This window comes from Chryseobacterium sp. CBSDS_008, from assembly GCF_049959325.1.
Taxonomy (GTDB): Bacteria; Bacteroidota; Bacteroidia; order Flavobacteriales; family Weeksellaceae; genus Chryseobacterium.
This window is the reverse complement of the sequence record NZ_CP188202.1, coordinates 2,651,788-2,668,947: the sequence shown is the minus strand read 5'-3', so window position 1 is coordinate 2,668,947 and position 17,160 is coordinate 2,651,788. Positions and strand designations below refer to the sequence as shown.

Annotated in this window: 14 protein-coding genes and 2 pseudogenes; 4 read left to right on the top strand and 12 right to left on the bottom strand. The window is 32.1% G+C overall.

All coding sequences use genetic code 11. From position 1 onward, the window contains the following. The first annotated feature begins 748 nt into the window (after window positions 1-748). Window positions 749-1,879, top strand: a complete 1,131-nt coding sequence (locus ACP3T3_RS12010) for a hypothetical protein (protein WP_426476098.1) — start codon at window positions 749-751, stop codon at window positions 1,877-1,879. On the opposite strand, the gene ACP3T3_RS12005 is transcribed toward ACP3T3_RS12010, so the two are convergent. From ACP3T3_RS12005 to ACP3T3_RS11970, 8 genes are all read right to left on the bottom strand, one after another. Further along, window positions 1,791-2,930 (bottom strand): HlyD family secretion protein, encoded by a 1,140-nt coding sequence (locus tag ACP3T3_RS12005; RefSeq protein WP_426476097.1) that lies wholly within the window; start codon window positions 2,928-2,930, stop codon window positions 1,791-1,793. The two genes, ACP3T3_RS12010 and ACP3T3_RS12005, sit on opposite strands and share 89 nt — an antisense overlap. Further along, entirely contained in the window at window positions 2,920-5,112 is a 2,193-nt protein-coding gene (locus tag ACP3T3_RS12000; protein WP_426476096.1) for a peptidase domain-containing ABC transporter, read from the bottom strand. Before ACP3T3_RS12000 ends, ACP3T3_RS12005 begins: the two co-directional genes overlap by 11 nt. Before the next feature lie 38 nt (window positions 5,113-5,150). Next, window positions 5,151-5,801, bottom strand: a complete 651-nt coding sequence (locus tag ACP3T3_RS11995; RefSeq protein WP_426476095.1) for a DUF6624 domain-containing protein — start codon at window positions 5,799-5,801, stop codon at window positions 5,151-5,153. A gap of 27 nt (window positions 5,802-5,828) precedes the next feature. Then, window positions 5,829-6,932, bottom strand: coding sequence for a grasp-with-spasm system SPASM domain peptide maturase (gene gwsS / locus ACP3T3_RS11990; protein ID WP_426476094.1), 1,104 nt, complete (start codon window positions 6,930-6,932; stop codon window positions 5,829-5,831). Next, window positions 6,916-7,089: a hypothetical protein gene (locus tag ACP3T3_RS11985; protein ID WP_426476093.1), complete on the bottom strand. Its 174-nt coding sequence runs from the start codon at window positions 7,087-7,089 to the stop codon at window positions 6,916-6,918. Before ACP3T3_RS11985 ends, gwsS begins: the two co-directional genes overlap by 17 nt. After that, window positions 7,076-8,047 (bottom strand): grasp-with-spasm system ATP-grasp peptide maturase, encoded by a 972-nt coding sequence (gwsG, locus tag ACP3T3_RS11980; protein ID WP_426476092.1) that lies wholly within the window; start codon window positions 8,045-8,047, stop codon window positions 7,076-7,078. The genes ACP3T3_RS11985 and gwsG overlap by 14 nt, the downstream gene beginning before the upstream one ends. A 77-nt stretch (window positions 8,048-8,124) precedes the next feature. After that, a complete protein-coding gene (locus ACP3T3_RS11975) occupies window positions 8,125-8,289 on the bottom strand; it encodes a hypothetical protein (protein WP_426476091.1) in 165 nt (54 codons plus the stop codon). A gap of 16 nt (window positions 8,290-8,305) precedes the next feature. Next, window positions 8,306-8,470 carry a hypothetical protein gene (locus ACP3T3_RS11970; RefSeq protein ID WP_426476090.1) on the bottom strand — a complete coding sequence of 55 codons (165 nt, stop codon included), beginning with the start codon at window positions 8,468-8,470 and terminating at the stop codon, window positions 8,306-8,308. Between the two features lie 333 nt (window positions 8,471-8,803). On the opposite strand from ACP3T3_RS11970, the gene ACP3T3_RS11965 reads away from it, so the two are divergent. The 3 genes from ACP3T3_RS11965 to ACP3T3_RS11955 all read left to right on the top strand — a co-directional run bounded on the left by ACP3T3_RS11965 (window position 8,804) and on the right by ACP3T3_RS11955 (window position 13,013). Next, on the top strand, window positions 8,804-10,537 hold the full coding sequence (locus tag ACP3T3_RS11965; RefSeq protein ID WP_426476089.1) for a helix-turn-helix domain-containing protein: 1,734 nt from the start codon (window positions 8,804-8,806) through the stop codon (window positions 10,535-10,537). 133 nt (window positions 10,538-10,670) lie between these two features. Beyond that, complete coding sequence (locus ACP3T3_RS11960; RefSeq protein ID WP_426476088.1) at window positions 10,671-10,823, top strand: hypothetical protein; 153 nt, start codon at window positions 10,671-10,673, stop codon at window positions 10,821-10,823. A gap of 57 nt (window positions 10,824-10,880) precedes the next feature. Continuing rightward, a complete protein-coding gene (locus tag ACP3T3_RS11955) occupies window positions 10,881-13,013 on the top strand; it encodes a prolyl oligopeptidase family serine peptidase (protein WP_426476087.1) in 2,133 nt (710 codons plus the stop codon). Between the two features lie 599 nt (window positions 13,014-13,612). Here the strand turns inward: ACP3T3_RS11955 and ACP3T3_RS11950 are convergent. The 4 genes and pseudogenes from ACP3T3_RS11950 to ACP3T3_RS11935 all read right to left on the bottom strand — a co-directional run. After that, window positions 13,613-13,794: pseudogene (locus ACP3T3_RS11950) on the bottom strand (ISL3-like element ISMdi2 family transposase); the annotation flags it as partial. An 847-nt stretch (window positions 13,795-14,641) separates the two neighbouring features. Further along, a pseudogene (locus ACP3T3_RS11945) lies at window positions 14,642-14,836 on the bottom strand (XRE family transcriptional regulator); the annotation flags it as partial. Window positions 14,837-14,992: 156 nt separating this feature from the next. Beyond that, window positions 14,993-16,087: a hypothetical protein gene (locus tag ACP3T3_RS11940; RefSeq protein WP_426476086.1), complete on the bottom strand. Its 1,095-nt coding sequence runs from the start codon at window positions 16,085-16,087 to the stop codon at window positions 14,993-14,995. 1 nt (window position 16,088) lies between these two features. Then, complete coding sequence (locus ACP3T3_RS11935) at window positions 16,089-16,904, bottom strand: RNA polymerase sigma factor (RefSeq protein ID WP_426476085.1); 816 nt, start codon at window positions 16,902-16,904, stop codon at window positions 16,089-16,091. Window positions 16,905-17,160 lie beyond the last annotated feature (256 nt).

Genomic DNA, 17,160 nt, shown 5'->3' with positions numbered 1-17,160 from the left:
TACCCAAAGTTTACAATAAGCGTGTCCGCTGATTGTAAAATTGGGATTTTTGGTTTTCTCTTACCGTCGAAAACAGGAACAGCTCTATAGATAAAATAAGCGTAATAATCCCTCGAAAAATCAAACCAATCAAACCAATCAAACCAATCAGATGAATCAGAAAAGCAGTGATAAAAACAAAACGAATAGGAAGGGGGGGTATCAAATTACGCAGGGATATAAGAGCAAAAGATGATAAGGTGTGTGGTATGTTTTTTAACAACTATCTGCAAAAGTTAGGAGCTCATTAGCAACTTTGAAGGTCGGTTCCCTCTCAACAAAGTTGCTTCTTCGCTCTGCCGAGGGCTTTTACCATCAATTTAAGGCAATATAGTGTTTATTTTCTGAAGATGTAAAATTCACCCGCCTTTTTGTCTAACGTGCGTGAAATATTTTTGCGAAAAATTGATGAAAATAAATTTGCTATTTACAAATAGTATAGGATGATGATCTAGCGTGCGTAAAATAAATACAGGTATAGCCCAAACATGTGTAAAAATTACCCACCTTTCTGTATACCATGCGTAAAAAAGATACAGGTTATTTCTCAACCTGCGTAAATGAGTATACCCCTTTTTTGATGTATAAAATAAATACAATCTACTTAGCCAACACATTTACACTAATCCACTATAATACAAATATATAATAGTGTAAAAAGACAAATATAGAATTCAATAAATATGGTAATGCAGAAATATACAATTACATGAAAACTTCCATTAATTTTAAAACAGCAAAGTCCGACTCCGAGATCCATAATTTCAGGAAAAAGACTTTTGATTATATCAGAAAAGATTTAACTCCGAAAAATGAATATTGGTTCGAAGATAAAATAGCCGACCGACAAAGAAAGATTGAAACCTATTGTAAAGAAAAATCGGGAAGAAAATTACAGAAAAATGCGTTACCCATTCGTGAAGCCGTTGCTGTCATTAAGGAAAATACCACCATGCAGGATTTACATAATCTTTCCAAAAGATTAGAAAAAGAATTAGGGATAAGGGTATTTCAGATTGCCATTCATAAAGATGAAGGACATTATGATAAAGAATCTAAAGAATGGAAACCTAATTTACACGCTCATCTGGTTGCCGACTGGCAGGATGTAAAAACAGGAAAAACCTTAAAGCATCATCCTCGTGAGTATTCCAAAATGCAAGATATTACCGCAGAGTGCTTAGGTATGGAAAGAGGAATTGCAGGATCAAGGGCAAGACTGGAAGCCATTGAGTTTAAAATACAAAAAAAAGACGAGGAATACAAAGCGCTGGAAGAAAAAATTGAAGAAATGAAAGCGGAGCTTATTTCCATAAAATCCGAAGACCTGATTGTAAAAGAATCAGATTTTCTGGGGTTCCAACATATTAAAACGGATAAAACCGTTGAAAATTACAAGAAAGCTTTTAAAGTGTATAACAGTCAGCTGTTGAAGAATAAAGCAGAACTAGAATCCAAGTCAAAACAAATTACAGAGCTTCAAAATAAAATTGATAGTCTAAAAAAGGAAGTCAATATGCTTAAAAATAAAAATTCAGTCCTGCTCACCAATCCAAATATTTTTGCTGGTGAAAGAAAAAAATACCTGGATTCTGTTTTATATACCCTCGTAAAGTCAATCAAGCATGAAAGGGTAATGAATCCTAATCCCAATAGAGAGGATTTTCAAAAACTCCTTAATGAAATGAGGCTTATTTGTGAAAAAACAGCGGATAAAAATAAAATTCCTTTTTCTGTTTTGGATGAGTTTTTTAAAGATTCCAAAATTGCAGGGGCTCTATTGTCCTTATTAAAGTTTGGGAGCCACCATATTCCTGAAAACGATAATTATCTAATTTGATCAACACTTTTTCTCCTTTGGTAATCTTACCGGAATTGATGGCGGGAACCTGCATCCTTCCAACCAATGCTTCTTTATCTTTTGGAAGAATTGATAAAACAGGATCACCCGTCTTTACGAACTGGTTTTCCCCGAAATATTGCTGAAAGCTTGCAATACCATTAGTTGAAGAAACGAGTAAATAACCTTGTTCCCATTGTTTCAAGGCTTTTCTTAACTGTTCAAATAATTGCAATGTTTGTGAGGAATAAGTAATTTTATCTTTTTCGGTATTAATGCTTGCTCCGCTTTTGGCTTTGTTAAGATTGAAAATTCCTTCTTCCATTTGAGATAGCGAGATATTAATGTTTTCTATACTTTGCTGAGCCTGTAAAAATTTTATTTTTTCATTTTCCAACTCCATTGCTGCAATCACACCCTGATTAAACAATTCCTGTGAACGCTGGAAATTTTTCTTTGTCAGTTCATATTTTGCAACCTCAAGGCTTTTTTGTTGTCTCAAATTAGCTATTCTGCTTCTGGATTCCGAAATATTCTGATTGGCTGCTAGATTTTCAGGAGCATAAGGCTGTAATCTTGTAAAGAGTTTTTCATCCTGAAAAGCCTTGGCAAAAGTATTATAATCACTTTGAAGCTCTCCTAATTTATAGGTTGAAACTTCATTGACAGGAAAAGAAGATAACTTGGCAGAAGAAATAGAATCCACTAACTTTTTAAGCTGTAAGACATCTTGATAATGGGCTGTAGACTGCAAAACCATAAGTACCTCATCTTTCTTTACCTCTTGATGATCTTTAATGAAAATTTTTTCAATTTTAGAATTAACTCTTGACTGAAGCTTTTCAGGTGGATTCTGGGACGTTACAATGATCGGAGCCGGAATAAACTCTGGATATCGAATCATGTAACTCATTAGTAAAATAAGCAGAAGGATAACGAAAATAATAGAATTTCCCCAACGGATCATCCAGTGAGGTGGCTGCGTAAGAATATCCTGAACACTTTCAGAACGTAATTCAATATTATCTAAAATATCTTTGTTAGTTTCCAAGTTCTAGTTGATTTTTTACAAGTCTATAATATTCTCCTCTCAATGCTACCAATTCAGCGTGATTTCCTTCTTCCACTACCTTTCCTTTATCTAAAACAATGATCTTGTCAGCATGCTTTACCGTAGAGAGTCTATGAGCAATAACAACGGCAGTTTTTCCTTTGAAAAACTTTTCTAAATTTTCCATAATGACTTTTTCATTATTCGCATCTAATGCGCTGGTAGCTTCATCAAAGAAAATATATTCCGGAGATTTATAAACGGCTCTTGCGATAAAAAGTCTTTGCTTTTGTCCGCCACTTACTCCAACTCCTTCGTTTCCAATTTTTGTGTTATAGCTTAAAGGTAAACCTTCGATAAATTCTTTAATATTAGCAATTTCTACTGCTTTTCTTAATTTTTGCTTATCAATATAATCTTCACCAATAGCTATATTATTGGCTATACTATCATTAAATACATAACCTTCCTGCATTACGACACCACAATGATTCCGCCAGAACCTCGGTGAGATATTTTTTAGATTCGTGTTTCCAAGTTTAATTTCCCCTTCATTGGGTTCATAAAATTTCATTAGCAGTTTCAAAAGTGTTGTCTTTCCGCTACCGCTGGCTCCAACAATGGCTGTTGTTTTCTCGTAAGGAATGGAAAGACTTATATTTTCAAATACAAATTGATGTGAACCGATGTATCTGAATGATAAATTTTTAATTTCAATATCTTTTTGGGGGATTTCGGAAACATATTGATCTTCTTGGGATTCTTCATCTTCCTTATCATGAATTTCTCCTAATCTTTCTAAAGATATTTTAGCATCCTGAGTTTGACGGATAAAATCTACTAATTGTAATAATGGACTATTGAGTTGACCAATTATATATTGAACAGAAAGCATCATTCCCAATGTTAAATTTCCACTAAGGACAAGCTTTGCAGAGAGAAAGCTCACTAGAATATCCTTTATTTGGTTAATGAAATTTCCTCCAACTGATTGCCACTGTTCCAACGAAAGAGATTTAATATTAATCTTAAATAACTTCACCTGTAAAAATTCCCAGTCCCACCGTTTTTGTTTTTCAGCATTGTGCATTTTAATTTCCTGCATTCCGTTGATGAGTTCAATCACTTTACTTTGCTCCTGGGAAACTTGTGAAAACCTTTTGTAATCTAATTCTTTTCTTCTTTTTAAGAAAAATAAGATCCATCCAATATAAGAGATAGCACCCACAAGATAAACGATAAAAAGCCTATAATCATAAAATAATAATATTATACTGAAAATAATCAGGTTAACTAAAGAAAATAATGTATTAAGTGAAGAATTGGTTAAAAGCTGCTCAATTCTATGATGATCATTAATTCTTTGCATAATATCTCCGGTCATTCTTGTATCAAAGAAACCAATGGGAAGTTTCATGAGTTTAATAAAGAAATCTGAGATAATGGAAATGTTGATCCTTGCAGAAAGGTGTAGTAAAATCCAGCTTCGGATAACTTCAATACCCATTCTTCCTATGAAAAGCATGATTTGGGCGATTAAAACAAGATAAATAAAATTAAGATCCTGATTTTGTATCCCGACATCGACAATACTTTGGGTAAGAAAAGGAAAAATAAGAGACAGTAAGCTTCCTGCTAAAAGACCGACGGCAAGTTGAATAACTAAAGACCTATATTTCAACAAATATTTTGATAGAAAAGAAAAGCTGGCTTTGCTCTGGTTCTCGTCAAACTCATTTTGGAAAAATGAAGGAGTTGTTTCTAACGCCAGAATTACTCCCTCTTCTGTACTCTCGTCAGCATTATTACCAATCCAGAATTTAATAAACTCTTTTTTTGTATAAGTGATGAGCCCATAACTTGGATCTGCTAGGTAAATCTTCCCGATTTTGTCAATTTTATAAATAACAACAAAATGCTGTTTATTCCAATGGCATATACAAGGTAAAGGAACCTCATCTACTAAAGTATTAAAATCAATCTTAATACTTAATGCCCGAAATCCTAAATTCTCAGCTGCATCACTTAAACCAAATAAACTACTTCCTTCTCTTGTTGTCTCCGATAGGTTGCGAATTTGTTGTAAAGAGATATTTTTACCATAATATTTGCTTACAATTCTAAGGCATGTAGGGCCACAGTCCTTGATATCAGGCTGGATATAATGAGGGAATTTTTTCAACTATTAATTTTTTGAAACTTAAAATAGAATTGTTATAATTATTTATAAAATATGGGTTCTGTAATACCTTCCTTTAAAAAAATATCTTTATTCATATTGAAATGTCTTTCAGTCATTAGATTTAAATATTTTTTTAAAGGATCAAGGTTGTATTTTTTTCTCAACTTATCTATATTGATAGTATCAATTAAGCCATTTTTAGGTTTAGCTTGTCCATTTTTTTTGTATTCTATTTGAGTCCCAAATAACTGTTTCTCGCCGTTATTAACCTTAATCCGATCATATAAAAGAGCATAATTGTCTGGACTAGCATTTTTTTTACTAACTTCCTTTTTTAAGGATTTCAAAACTTTATTTTGAAAATCAACAGATTTATCATAGTGTTGTACAATTGCCCAAAACTGTGTTTCTCCTTTTTCTCCTACTTTATCAATCCCCAAATATCCATATTTTTTATAAAGTAACTCTGCTCTTTTTGTATTATCTATCATAACACTATCCTTAAATGCATTCCATTTATCACGAGAGTAGTTTGCATATTTTCCTTGAGGAATATATGCTGCAACCTGATCTATTTTTCCCATTGCATCTATTTCATTTGTCAAATCTCTTTTTTCAGTGATTGACAATGCATTTTTGCAACTTACAGTGGTTAATAAAAGGGAAATAGCAATTATTCTTTTACACATATCTGTTTTTTTTAATAAATATAATTTTTATTTTTCCACAAATTCTGATAAACCGTAATATTCTATTGCTTTTTGTTTAATTGGATTTTTACTCCACTCATCCCATTCTCCGGTATAGGGATTATAACCACATTTCAAAGGTTTGGAAATATCTAGACCATCATTATTGCTGCTGGTGCGTTCTGTGTAAGCCCTACAATCTGTACAGATATAGCGAAATTCACAGTCCTTACAAACTTCTATTTTATCTTTGCTAAGATTCCAGTACTTCTTGAAATCTGGATCTTGCAGAGTTGTCTCTAAAGTTGTATTTTTTATATTGCCAAAAGCTTGTGACATCGATGGACAGTTTTTTATATTACCAGATACATCTATGGCTATTTTTTTATGAAGACAGGAGTTATAATGATGAGATTCAGTAAAGTTTTTTAGTTCCGGAGAGAAATAAAAGTCAGAAATGCAACCGCAAAAAATTGATGATACCTTCTTGTGGGCTAATTGTATAACAGGGAAATATGGACTTTCATATTCTTGAATTTTTGTATCAGCACAAACATAGAGTTCTCTAATTCTTTTGTACTTTCGACCTAAATCTTTGAAAAAATTCAAAGGAAAATCAAAATAATTTATTATTAATCGAATTGATCTTATGCCTGTCGACTGAAAAATAGGAAGTACATTTTCATAATCTTTTTCGAAATAATGGTCATGAAATCTAAGCTCTACTGATTCACAACGCATTTTATCCAATAATTTTACATTTTTACGAAGTAATTCAACCGAAGTATTTCCTCCAATTTCAAAAATAGCATTACTGATCAAATTTGGTGAATCATAACTAAGATCAATTGTAGGAAATCTATCATGAAGAGAATCATCTATAAATATAAATTCTTCTTCTAATAAAAATTCTATATAAGAATCAAACACTTCCAGATCTTCTATATCACTATATGCCTTTCTAAGGTTATCCAAATTTCTTTCGGTAGTGAGGTTGTTCAAAATTTCAAAAAGAGTATTGGGAATTATTTCATAGTTTTTTCGTTGAACATCACAAATAATACTTTGAGTACTACCTTGAACTAAAAAACAACAAGAAAATAGATAGATATATTTATTTGTTTTTTTCATTATCTAGAATTTCAAATTTGCTTATGGGCTTATAAAAAAGAAAGCTAAATGTTTCTGATGAATTTATTCTGTCAATATCAATAAGTACAGCCTTCCCCCCACTTACAGGTTTCAGATTCTTTAAAAGAATACTTTTTTTATATTTATTTGTTTTCATGATCTTTTTGAATTAGATTTTTTGCAATTTTTTTTTCAATATAATAATTACATGGGTTTGAAACCATTCCAAATTGCCCTAATGGATTTACTTCTAAAAAAATCAATTCATTATCTTCGGAACAGATTATATCTAATGAGCCTGTTTCTAGATTTGATTTTTCCATAAATTTTTTAATTTTATTTTCTTCTTTGGGAGTTAATTTAAACGGGATATTTCTATTAGGTAATTGGTTATCATATTGTCTGAAATCAACAGCAGTTTTTTCATTTTTGGAAGAGAAAATAGCCATAGGATAGCAATCACCTTTGTCATAGAAAATCCTTAATTCGTATTTCTTTTTAATCTCAGCCTGAAACAATGATGGAAAAAAAAATGTCGGAATTTTTTCTTTAATATAATCCTCAGTAATTCTTGCTGTAAAAGTACCCATTAATTTTTTTGTTGGTTTATCATAAAATGATTCAACATCACTAATAGGTTTTACTATTATTGATCCATGTTTTTTGAAAAAAGTAACAAGTTCCTTTTTATTATTTGTAATAAGGGTATCAGGTATTTTAAATCCTACTTCCTTTGCTATAGAGAGTTGTTCTGTTTTTGACAAGAATTCTTGGAAATAATCATGTCTATTATACCATTTGTTTTCTTGAAAGCACGAAAAAAAATATTGTGTTAGCGCATAGAACTCTTTTCGCAAATAAGAATTCACCTTCTTATTTCTGTTTAACGTATATTCTGAATTTAACCATCGTCTGTACCAGATAGCATTTACTTGTGAAGGATTAATATCATTAAATTCACAATCATTTAAATTATCAGAAAATAATATTGTGTGCTTATTTTCTATAAGTTCTTTTCCATTGATTCGCCTGGCGTTACCACCAAGGTGTTGAATCCATTCAAATATTATATCAGTAGTATATTCAAATTGATCTTGACTAAATAATAGTATCATTTTACAGTAAAATGTGTTGTTATTATTGATTTAATATACTTCTCAATCTTTAAGATTGAGAAGTATTTGATAATTTACTATTTATCCTTATCAGATTTACTATCAGAACAGTCTGAAGCACCATTGCTTCCACTATCAACACAGTTAGTATCTGTAAATGATTGAGTAGCCATAGCCATCAATCCTCCTTGTACCATATATAGCCCATCTTTTTTGATACTTTTTGCTTGTAACTTTTTCATATTGAATAATTTTAAATTATTTATCTTTCTTTTGATCTCCACAATCCCACGATCCTGATGTTCCAGTTTCAACACAATTAGAACTATAAACAGTATAATCGGGAGCCATTAGTCCTCCAAAGATTGTTTGAACATTTTTCTTAGAAATCTCCTTTGATTTCAATTTTTCTAATTTTTTCATGTTAATTGAAAATTTAATTAATGATTTATTTTTGTCATATAACCCTGACTTGGGTTTGCTGATCAGCTTTATATTTAATTTTTGTACTGTACACATACAAAAAGAAAATATCGTTTGTGTTTTTATCTGGAACAAAGATGCCGCAGCTTTTTCGCTAATACAAGAAAAGTATATCAGGATTTATAAATCTTGGATAAACATTATAAGAAATTTATAAATTCAGGTAAGATAATTACAATATAAAGTGCAAATTATCAGCTATTTACATTCAAAATCCCTATAATCAGTAAGAAAGGATTTGAAAATGCCTATTTTTGCATTTTGAAACACAATATGCAAAAAAGATTGTTCCTTTATCTGTTGATTCTTTGTCAGAATTTATACTTTTCACAAAGTATAAAGGGATTTCGTATTCCAGACTCCTTAAAACAAAAGAGTTTTGAGCAACTAGAAAAATCCTTTGAAAAACAACTTTATAGCAATACAGATAAAGCTGAAATTTATGCTAATACAATTCTTTTGAAGGGCAAGAAAAATAAAAATGGTGAGAAAATGGCTGATGGATATGAGTCATTATATAAAATTAGTAATAATAAGCCGGCCATTTCATTTATAGACAGTATGATTACTGTATCCAAAAAAATGCAAAATTCTGAATATTTGTCTAAAGCTTATCGATATAAAGGAGTTTATTATTATTATGTTGCTGATTATCCCAAGTCGTTAGATAACTATTTAATTGCTAGAGATTATGCTGAAAAGGATAGTGAACTTTACCATAATATAAATTCCTGTATAGGTTTACTAAAGCTTGAATTGCAGAATTATCCAGAGGCTTTAAAACTTCTAATAGGATATAAAAATTATTTAGAAAAGAATAATCTTACATATCAAATCAATTATGAGAAGTGCTTATATAATTTGTCTTATGCCTATCATGTAAGTAATAATTTAGATTCTTCAAATTACTATGTAAAACATGGGTTCGAACAAAATTTAAAAAGTAAAGATCAGGATTTATATGCTTCTTTATCATTAGTTTCCGGCATCAACACTTTCAAACAAGGAAATTACAAGCTTGCTTTACCAATTTTGGAGAAAGCATCCAAAATTTTCACTAAAAACCCTGACAATATTCAAAATGTAGCTCTTAGTGAGTACTATATAGGGCAAGTTTTATATCATATTAAGAATAAAAATTTTATAGCTCGATTTGAAAGAGTAGATTCAATCATAATAGCAAGTAAAAATGTGTCCTATGAATTACGAAATACTTATCCACTTTTAATTGATTATTATAAAAAAACAGGAGACAAGGAAAAACAATTATTTTACATTGAACATCTTTTATCTCTAGATAGTATCTTAAATAAGAACTATAGTTTTTTATCCACAGAAATCAATAAAAAATATGATACACCTCTTTTGTTAAATGAAAAGGAAAGCCTAATTGCAGATTTAAGTTCTAAAAATTACACCTTATTCTGGTTGTTGGGTGTAGGTGGTTTGCTTATAACTAGTTTGATATTTTTACAAATAAAAAATAGAAAAAAAATAAAATTATATCAATCTAAAGCCAACCTATTAGCTAAACATCAAGATATAAAACATGTTATGTCAGAAGAGGTTGAGGTAACAGATAATAAAGCAACTTACCCTTCATTAAAACAAGAAACTGAAAAACCTAAGCTGTCAAATCTATCTGATAATAAAATTAAACAGCTTAAAATACGATTAGAGGAATTTGAAAGCCGTAAACGTTTTTTAGACAAAACAACCAATCTAGATTTATTATCAAAAGAACTCAATACAAACAGGGCCTATTTGTCAAAATTAGTAAACGAGCTCAAAGGGCAAAATTTTCCTCAATATCTTAATGAATTACGAATTAATTACATTATCGAAGAATTAAAGAAAAATAAAAATTTACAAAAGCTTACAATTGCTGCTATTGCAGATGAAGCAGGATATAATAATGTGGAATCTTTTACTAATGCTTTTAAAAAAATTACAGATACCTTGCCTTCTTATTTTATAAAAGCATTAAAAGAGAAAGACACACTGTAATTTTTATTTATCATATAATCAATTAGTTATATTTAAATTTATACGAAATTTATAAATTTCGGTATACAATTTTTGAATAATTATAGATTAATTTCGTTGATTTGTAAAACAATTAAATTAAAAAAACAACAAGATGAAACAAAAAAAAGAGACCTCGAAAAAATTATCTTTAAAGAAATTACAGCTAACAAAAATTATCAATCCTAATTCAATTAAAGGAGGTGACGATTTAAATTATTTTAATGGAGATGATGAACCAACAGGTACTGGTAGAACAAGGAGATAAATCTACATAATGATACATCGATTAATTTTCATATTTTTGATCTATTTTGTTTTTGGAATGACAAATGCCCAGAAAACAAATGCTCCATCAAAGCCAGTTACTGAAAATTATTTTGGAGTTAAGGTTGTGGATGAGTTTAGAAATTTTGAAAATTTAAAAGATCCTTTGGTCATTAATTGGATGCAATCACAAACCAATTATTCAGATTCAGTTCTTAATAAAATTCCTAATAGAGAATACTACATTAATAAAAGAATCGAATTTGATCAGCGACAATCATTTTCCGTAGATAGAATTAATATTACGGAAAATGATTTTTGTTTTTATTTAAAGAAAAGAGCTGATGAAAATACAGCAAAATTATTTTACAGAAAGGGATTTAAAGGTATAGAAACAGAAATTTTCAATCCCGAAAATTATAATCCGAAGTCTGATAAAAAATACATAATTAATTATATTAAACCTAATTATGATGGCTCTAAGGTGGCCATTGCACTAACAGAAAGCGGGAAAGAAATTTCTGAGATGATTATATATGATTTGAAGTCTCATAAAATACTTCCAGATCTTGTTACAAATTGCTGGCCAACGAACGGGGGAGGTATTTCATGGCTTCCGGACAATAACAGCTTTATTTATCTTCAGTTTCCCATAACAGATCCTAATTCTGATCGGTTTATGAAAGACATGCAGGCCGTTGTCTATAAAATAGGACAAAATTCGAAAGAATTAAATGTAATTTTATCAAAAAAAAATAATCCTAATTTAAAAATAAACTCTGAGGACTATCCTATAGTAAAACTTCCTACAAAAGAAAGCCAATTTCTATTTGGTTATATGGCAGGTGCTACAAATTTTAATGATACTTATTTCCAACCAGTTAGTCTTATCAATAAAAAAAATCAATGGAAGCTACTCTTTTCTAAAGAGGAAAAAATTGACGGATTTATTGCAAAAAATGACAGTATAATTTATATATCAGAAAAAAATGGTGTTAATGCGATTTATTGTACATCATTGAAATCTCCAAATTTTAGAAATCCTAATCTAATAATTCCTAGCATCCCCAACGAAGTAATTAATGGACTTTATCAAACTAAAGACGGTTTTGTCTTTAGCAGTTCAAAAAATGGTGTGGAAGCTAAACTTTACCTTTATCAAAATAATAAAATTGAAAACTTGATATTGCCATTCCCATCAGGTGATATTACTGTAACTACTCAAAATAATGATTCTAATGATTTCTGGATAAATTGCACAGGATGGAAAAATGATAATGAACGTTTTAAATTTGATTCAATAACAAAAAAAATTACTCCTGAAAATTTAGCATCGATTGTAGAGTATCCTGAATTCAAAGATATTATAGTAAAAGAAATAACTGTCAAATCTCATGACGGACTGGATATTCCACTTTCTTTAATATATAAAAAAGACCTTCCGAAAGATAAAAGAAATCCCCTTTTAATAGATGCTTATGGTGCTTATGGAATCAATAATAGCCCATTTTTAGATATGACATTTATGCTTTGGGCATTAAAAGGTGGCATTGTTGCTATTGCTCATGTAAGAGGAGGCGCAGAAAAGGGCGAATCATGGCATTTAGGCGGCTTTAAAGATACTAAGCCCAATTCTTGGAAGGATTTAATATCTTGTGCTGAATATATGATCAGTGAAAACTATACATCTGCCGATAAAATAGCCATTTGGGGACAAAGTGCAGGAGGTATTACAGTAGGAAGAGCTATGACTGAAAGACCTGATCTATTTAAAGTTGCTCTCTTAACAGCAGGAATAGTAAATAGTTTGCGGATTGAGGCAATGCCAAATGGATTAAATAGTGTCAAAGAATTTGGTTCCAAAAATATTGAATCCGAGTTCAAGGCTCTATATGAAATGGACGCATATCATCATATTAAAAAAAACATAAAATATCCGGCAACCTTTATTACTACCGGCATCAACGATCCACGGGTAGCCCCTTGGATGCCTGTTAAATTTGCGGCAAAATTACAAACGGATAATGCCTCAAAGAATCCTATTTTACTTAAAGTTGATTATAAAGGTGGACATGGTGGCCGAGATCTTCTTTTAAAGCAAAAATACTTAAATTTATCAGATGTTTTTGCCTTTGCCTTTTGGCAGCTTGGCCATTCTGATTACCAGCCAAAAGAAAACAAAAAGAAATAAATGTCTCGTTTTCCTTATCAATTTTTTGATGAATATGTAGTACGTACTCCTTCATTTTCACGCAAAAACTTTCAACAGACAATAAGTAGTAAAGATGAAGTTACGGATGCAGAACTGAAAAAAATCTGTACCAATCCAATATTTCAGCAAGCTATTTATTTAGCTTCACCCAATCTGTATTAACCAAATGGATTAATTCAGAAAAACAGTTTTTACCAAAAGAGCACCAAAAACTAAAACACACTATTTTAAAATATTATAGCCGAATAAGTACACGCTGTATTTCATTTGGCTTATTTTCATCGGTTGGGTTGGGAACTTCAGTTTAGGCATTCCCAACATAGATAATCCGGAATATATACGGTCAACAATCCGGGACAGAATACAGGACTTAGTTGTATAAATTCTATGTCATTCTGTCAGATATGCACCCAAAAAGGGAAAAAAAGGAGCAATTATCGTATCAAAAAGTATTTCGCGATAAAAAATTCCGGAGCATATGCGGTCAGTGTGTAGAATCTTGAAAAACTGACCATAGTAATCTGATCAAAATGATCAGTTCATTCTGTTTCAAATTGGTTCTTCCCCAATTTTGGTGGTCAAGACGGAGCATATACCACACGTTTCCTCAATAAATCAAATCCCGCTCTACCATACATCTGCCGCTTTATCGTTTTCAGTCGGTTAACGTTTCTTTCTACTGTACCATTACTCCATAGTAAGGTGAGCGCATTTTCAACAGCGGGATATCCGCTAGCAGTCCTTTGGCGAAGGAATCTATTTCCTTTACTCCCGAGGTGCTTGATAATGTCTCCTGTTCACGGTCCGGTAATAGATCTATCACTTTTCCTGTATGGAGGTTGACCAGGATACTACCGTAACTTTCCCTTTTTTTATAAGCCCAATCGTCTACCCCAATGGCGATCACACCTTCTATTGCTAAAAAATCGCTCTTTTCAATCAACCGAAGTATAGTAGTATCGCTCGTGGGCATCGACAATATGCCACAGATCCGCTGTGCAGGTCTTTCGCCGGCAAGAAGCCCTAGTTTCCTGATCTTACTTTCCAGACGCTCAGTCCTTCGTTTATATGGCTTGAAATGACTATTGAACCGCTCGGTGAACACTTTGAATGGACATTCGTCTTGATTACAGTAAAACTTACGTGAGCGAAGAATAATCCTGCAAGTTTTACCAAAGACAGGAAGGTCTGCGATCTTGCGGGTCTAATAGCTAAGGATTCTTTTCGAAGTTATGCAGCAGTTTGGGCAGGCAGCAGACCGAATAGTGCTCTGCACATAGATTGCCAGTACATCTAGTTGGTTATATACTGATATCACCTTGAAGGTATCACCATCATCCGAAAAAACAAGTTTTGATGCATTCATTAAAATTTGGACGCTCAACACAAGACAAATATGATAAAATTACCACCAAAATTGGGGAAGAACCAGTTTTTCAAGATTCTACACTTATAATAAAAAATCAAGATTTTCTCATTTATTAAATTTCTTTCTATAATTGGTTTCTGATCAAAAGTCCCTTGGCGAACATCCTAATATTATTGCAAGTAAATTTAAAATTTTATATTATATTTTGCAGTTTTTGATATAGCTATCGTTGTTTGATAGTGTTAGCCATAATATTTATTGCAGTTTGTTCATCAAAATTCTTGAAAGCTTCTACAGGAATCTTCAATGCCTAGGATACGGCTTCGAGTAGATTTTCATCATTCACTTCCTTTTGTTCGAGCAATGATATTTTCTTCTTGTTCCAATCTTCCCCAAGGTCAAAAGCCAAAGCTTCCTGCTTAATCCCCAGCATTTCTCTGAAACGCTTCACATTTCTTCCCTAATGTATTTTGTGTTCCATATTATAGATAAAAAAGAAGCCCACGCCGTTGTATATACTACCATGTATTTAGTGAGTGCTTTTGACCTCACCCTACGGGTGTACAAGCACCCTCGTTATTTTTTTCGGCTATCCAATGATTAATTCGATACCCGCTTTTTCTGCTTTATATTTTATTTTGGTCTGCAACTGATAATAACTCCAGTTGCGAAGCACAAATTCCTGTTCTTTTGCAATACCTATCTTGTCTTCCTGATTTTTAAGAATAAGTGTGCCCGCCTGTTGCTTGATACAGAAATCGATAAGCTTCCGGCTGTATACATGAAGCCTATGGTTTACATATCGACTTTCCAAATTTTCTGTTTTATAAAGCGCCTTTTGTTTGCGTTTTACTCCTTTTCCACAGCGGGCATAGGCTACACCGGATTGCATCCTCTTTTGCCTTGCCTGAATGGCAAGCCTGCGGTATAAAAACTCCTCTTTCGAGCCGATATTGATTCGTACATTGCCAATTTTTGCTACAATAGGATGCTCCAGAGACAGAGAAGCTTCTGCAATGATTTCGGGTTTTAAAAGATGCTGTTCTTTTTCAAATTCAAATGCAGCAAGCCAATAGATTTTTCCATCTTTAAGCTGGATCTGTGATGTACAAAGCTTTATTTCTCCTCTTAAAAGGCGTTCCATTATCAGTCGCTTATCAGTGTAATCTCTCCCTAAATACGTTTTAACAGGAATAGCAAACATGTTGAAGCAAAATGCTTTATTTTCAGTATCATACTTCATTTTGCTGATGCATTTAACCGGAAGCGGAATAGGAATGTCTTTTTTAAAGTTCCTCAAAGATTTTAGGCCCTGCCAGTAGTCGGCTTTGTTCTTAGAAAAAACAGATTGAATTGTATTGTTCAGGCTTCCCAGAATATCGGTAGGGATCTCTCCTTTGAAACGGTCAAAAATCATGCGTGCCGTTGTGTTTGTTTTCGAACGTGTAAATATTCCCATTTGATCTTTGGTTGCATCGGCCAGCTTGTATTGGATTTCTTCGGTGAAGTAAAAGAAATCCTTAATCATTTCCTGAACATATAGATGGGAAACAATTAAATTAGCCGCTCGGAAACACCGGTTCTGATAACGGTAGAGCTTTTCCCAAATCTCCTTTTTCTCATTGGGAGGAACATTAATCAGCAGCTGAATTTTTCTAGTTAATGTAATCGTTGATTTTTCCATTTCAAAAAGGGCTTTGAGAGGTATTTCGATTTTGTAGAAATTCATAAGCATATAGAAATTCCCGATGGACCTGCTTTTCAGAAAGTTTGAGTTCTCGTGCAATAACAGTAAAAGAAGATTTTTGGTCAACCCTTCTTTTCATAATCTCTAGCTGCCGGTTACTGAGTTTTTCTGACTGCTCTTTATTATCGAAAGTTTTTTCCTGTGAATGTTCCAAAGGACTTCCTCTAAGAATTCTCCGAAGATCATTTATGGCTCTGCTTACCTCATTGCTTATTCCTGTCACACTGCTTCCCATTGCTTCTGCTATTGGTTTATACTGAAAGCCATATTCAAGGCAAAGTTCAATCAGGTGTTTTCTTTTGGGATCTAGTACGTTTAAAACCTTTTTAACTTCATCAAAATCTTTTTGATCGGATTCCTGACGAAGAAGATGCTCTTTATCATGTAGTGGATCGTAACCTGCTAGATAATCCTGATAATTCTCAAAACGCTCAAGGGAAGTGATTAAGCGAACGAATTTATTTTTCGGAGCATTGAAATACGATATACAGTCTCTTTTTAAAACAAACCGTAAAAAGCCAAGAATATGATTCGGAGTTTCAATGGAATCACGGTGTAACCAAAGTTTGAGAAAGGTATCCTGAACAAGCGTTTCCACAACAAAATCATCGTCGAGCATTTGCCTTCCGAGCCAAAAGAGAAGTCTTTTGTACCGTAAATATATATGTTCTAAAGAAATCGGGTTACCTTTTTTCAGCAGCTCATATAGTTGCTGATCGTTTAACATGCGAGGCAAAAAGTCAGTTCTTTTCATAGCAGTATATTTAGCTAAATTATTGCTGGGAGGATTTCAATCTGATATCCAGATTTTTCTATTGTGATAAACCGAGCTTTAGAGTTTTATGTACTGTTGTCAAAAATTTATCTATTGGATATTGTAATTTCTTTCTTAAGCTTTTGGGCATCTTGATTGATATCAATAATCATTTTTTTTGCCTCAAAAACACTTTCCCTATTCTTTTGCCTTTACAGGATCAGAATTTGGTAGTTATGGAACAAAATATTACTTT

Excerpts from the sequence above, each read along its gene's own strand:
- ACP3T3_RS12010 (WP_426476098.1), top strand. The coding sequence starts at position 749 with ATGAAAACTTCCATTAATTTTAAAACAGCAAAGTCCGACTCCGAGATC.
- ACP3T3_RS11995 (WP_426476095.1), bottom strand. The coding sequence starts at position 5,801 with ATGTGTAAAAGAATAATTGCTATTTCCCTTTTATTAACCACTGTAAGT.
- gwsS (WP_426476094.1), bottom strand. The coding sequence starts at position 6,932 with ATGAAAAAAACAAATAAATATATCTATCTATTTTCTTGTTGTTTTTTA.
- ACP3T3_RS11985 (WP_426476093.1), bottom strand. The coding sequence starts at position 7,089 with ATGAAAACAAATAAATATAAAAAAAGTATTCTTTTAAAGAATCTGAAA.
- gwsG (WP_426476092.1), bottom strand. The coding sequence starts at position 8,047 with ATGATACTATTATTTAGTCAAGATCAATTTGAATATACTACTGATATA.
- ACP3T3_RS11975 (WP_426476091.1), bottom strand. The coding sequence starts at position 8,289 with ATGAAAAAGTTACAAGCAAAAAGTATCAAAAAAGATGGGCTATATATG.
- ACP3T3_RS11970 (WP_426476090.1), bottom strand. The coding sequence starts at position 8,470 with ATGAAAAAATTAGAAAAATTGAAATCAAAGGAGATTTCTAAGAAAAAT.
- ACP3T3_RS11965 (WP_426476089.1), top strand. The coding sequence starts at position 8,804 with ATGCAAAAAAGATTGTTCCTTTATCTGTTGATTCTTTGTCAGAATTTA.
- ACP3T3_RS11960 (WP_426476088.1), top strand. The coding sequence starts at position 10,671 with ATGAAACAAAAAAAAGAGACCTCGAAAAAATTATCTTTAAAGAAATTA.
- ACP3T3_RS11955 (WP_426476087.1), top strand. The coding sequence starts at position 10,881 with ATGACAAATGCCCAGAAAACAAATGCTCCATCAAAGCCAGTTACTGAA.
- ACP3T3_RS11940 (WP_426476086.1), bottom strand. The coding sequence starts at position 16,087 with ATGGAAAAATCAACGATTACATTAACTAGAAAAATTCAGCTGCTGATT.
- ACP3T3_RS11935 (WP_426476085.1), bottom strand. The coding sequence starts at position 16,904 with ATGAAAAGAACTGACTTTTTGCCTCGCATGTTAAACGATCAGCAACTA.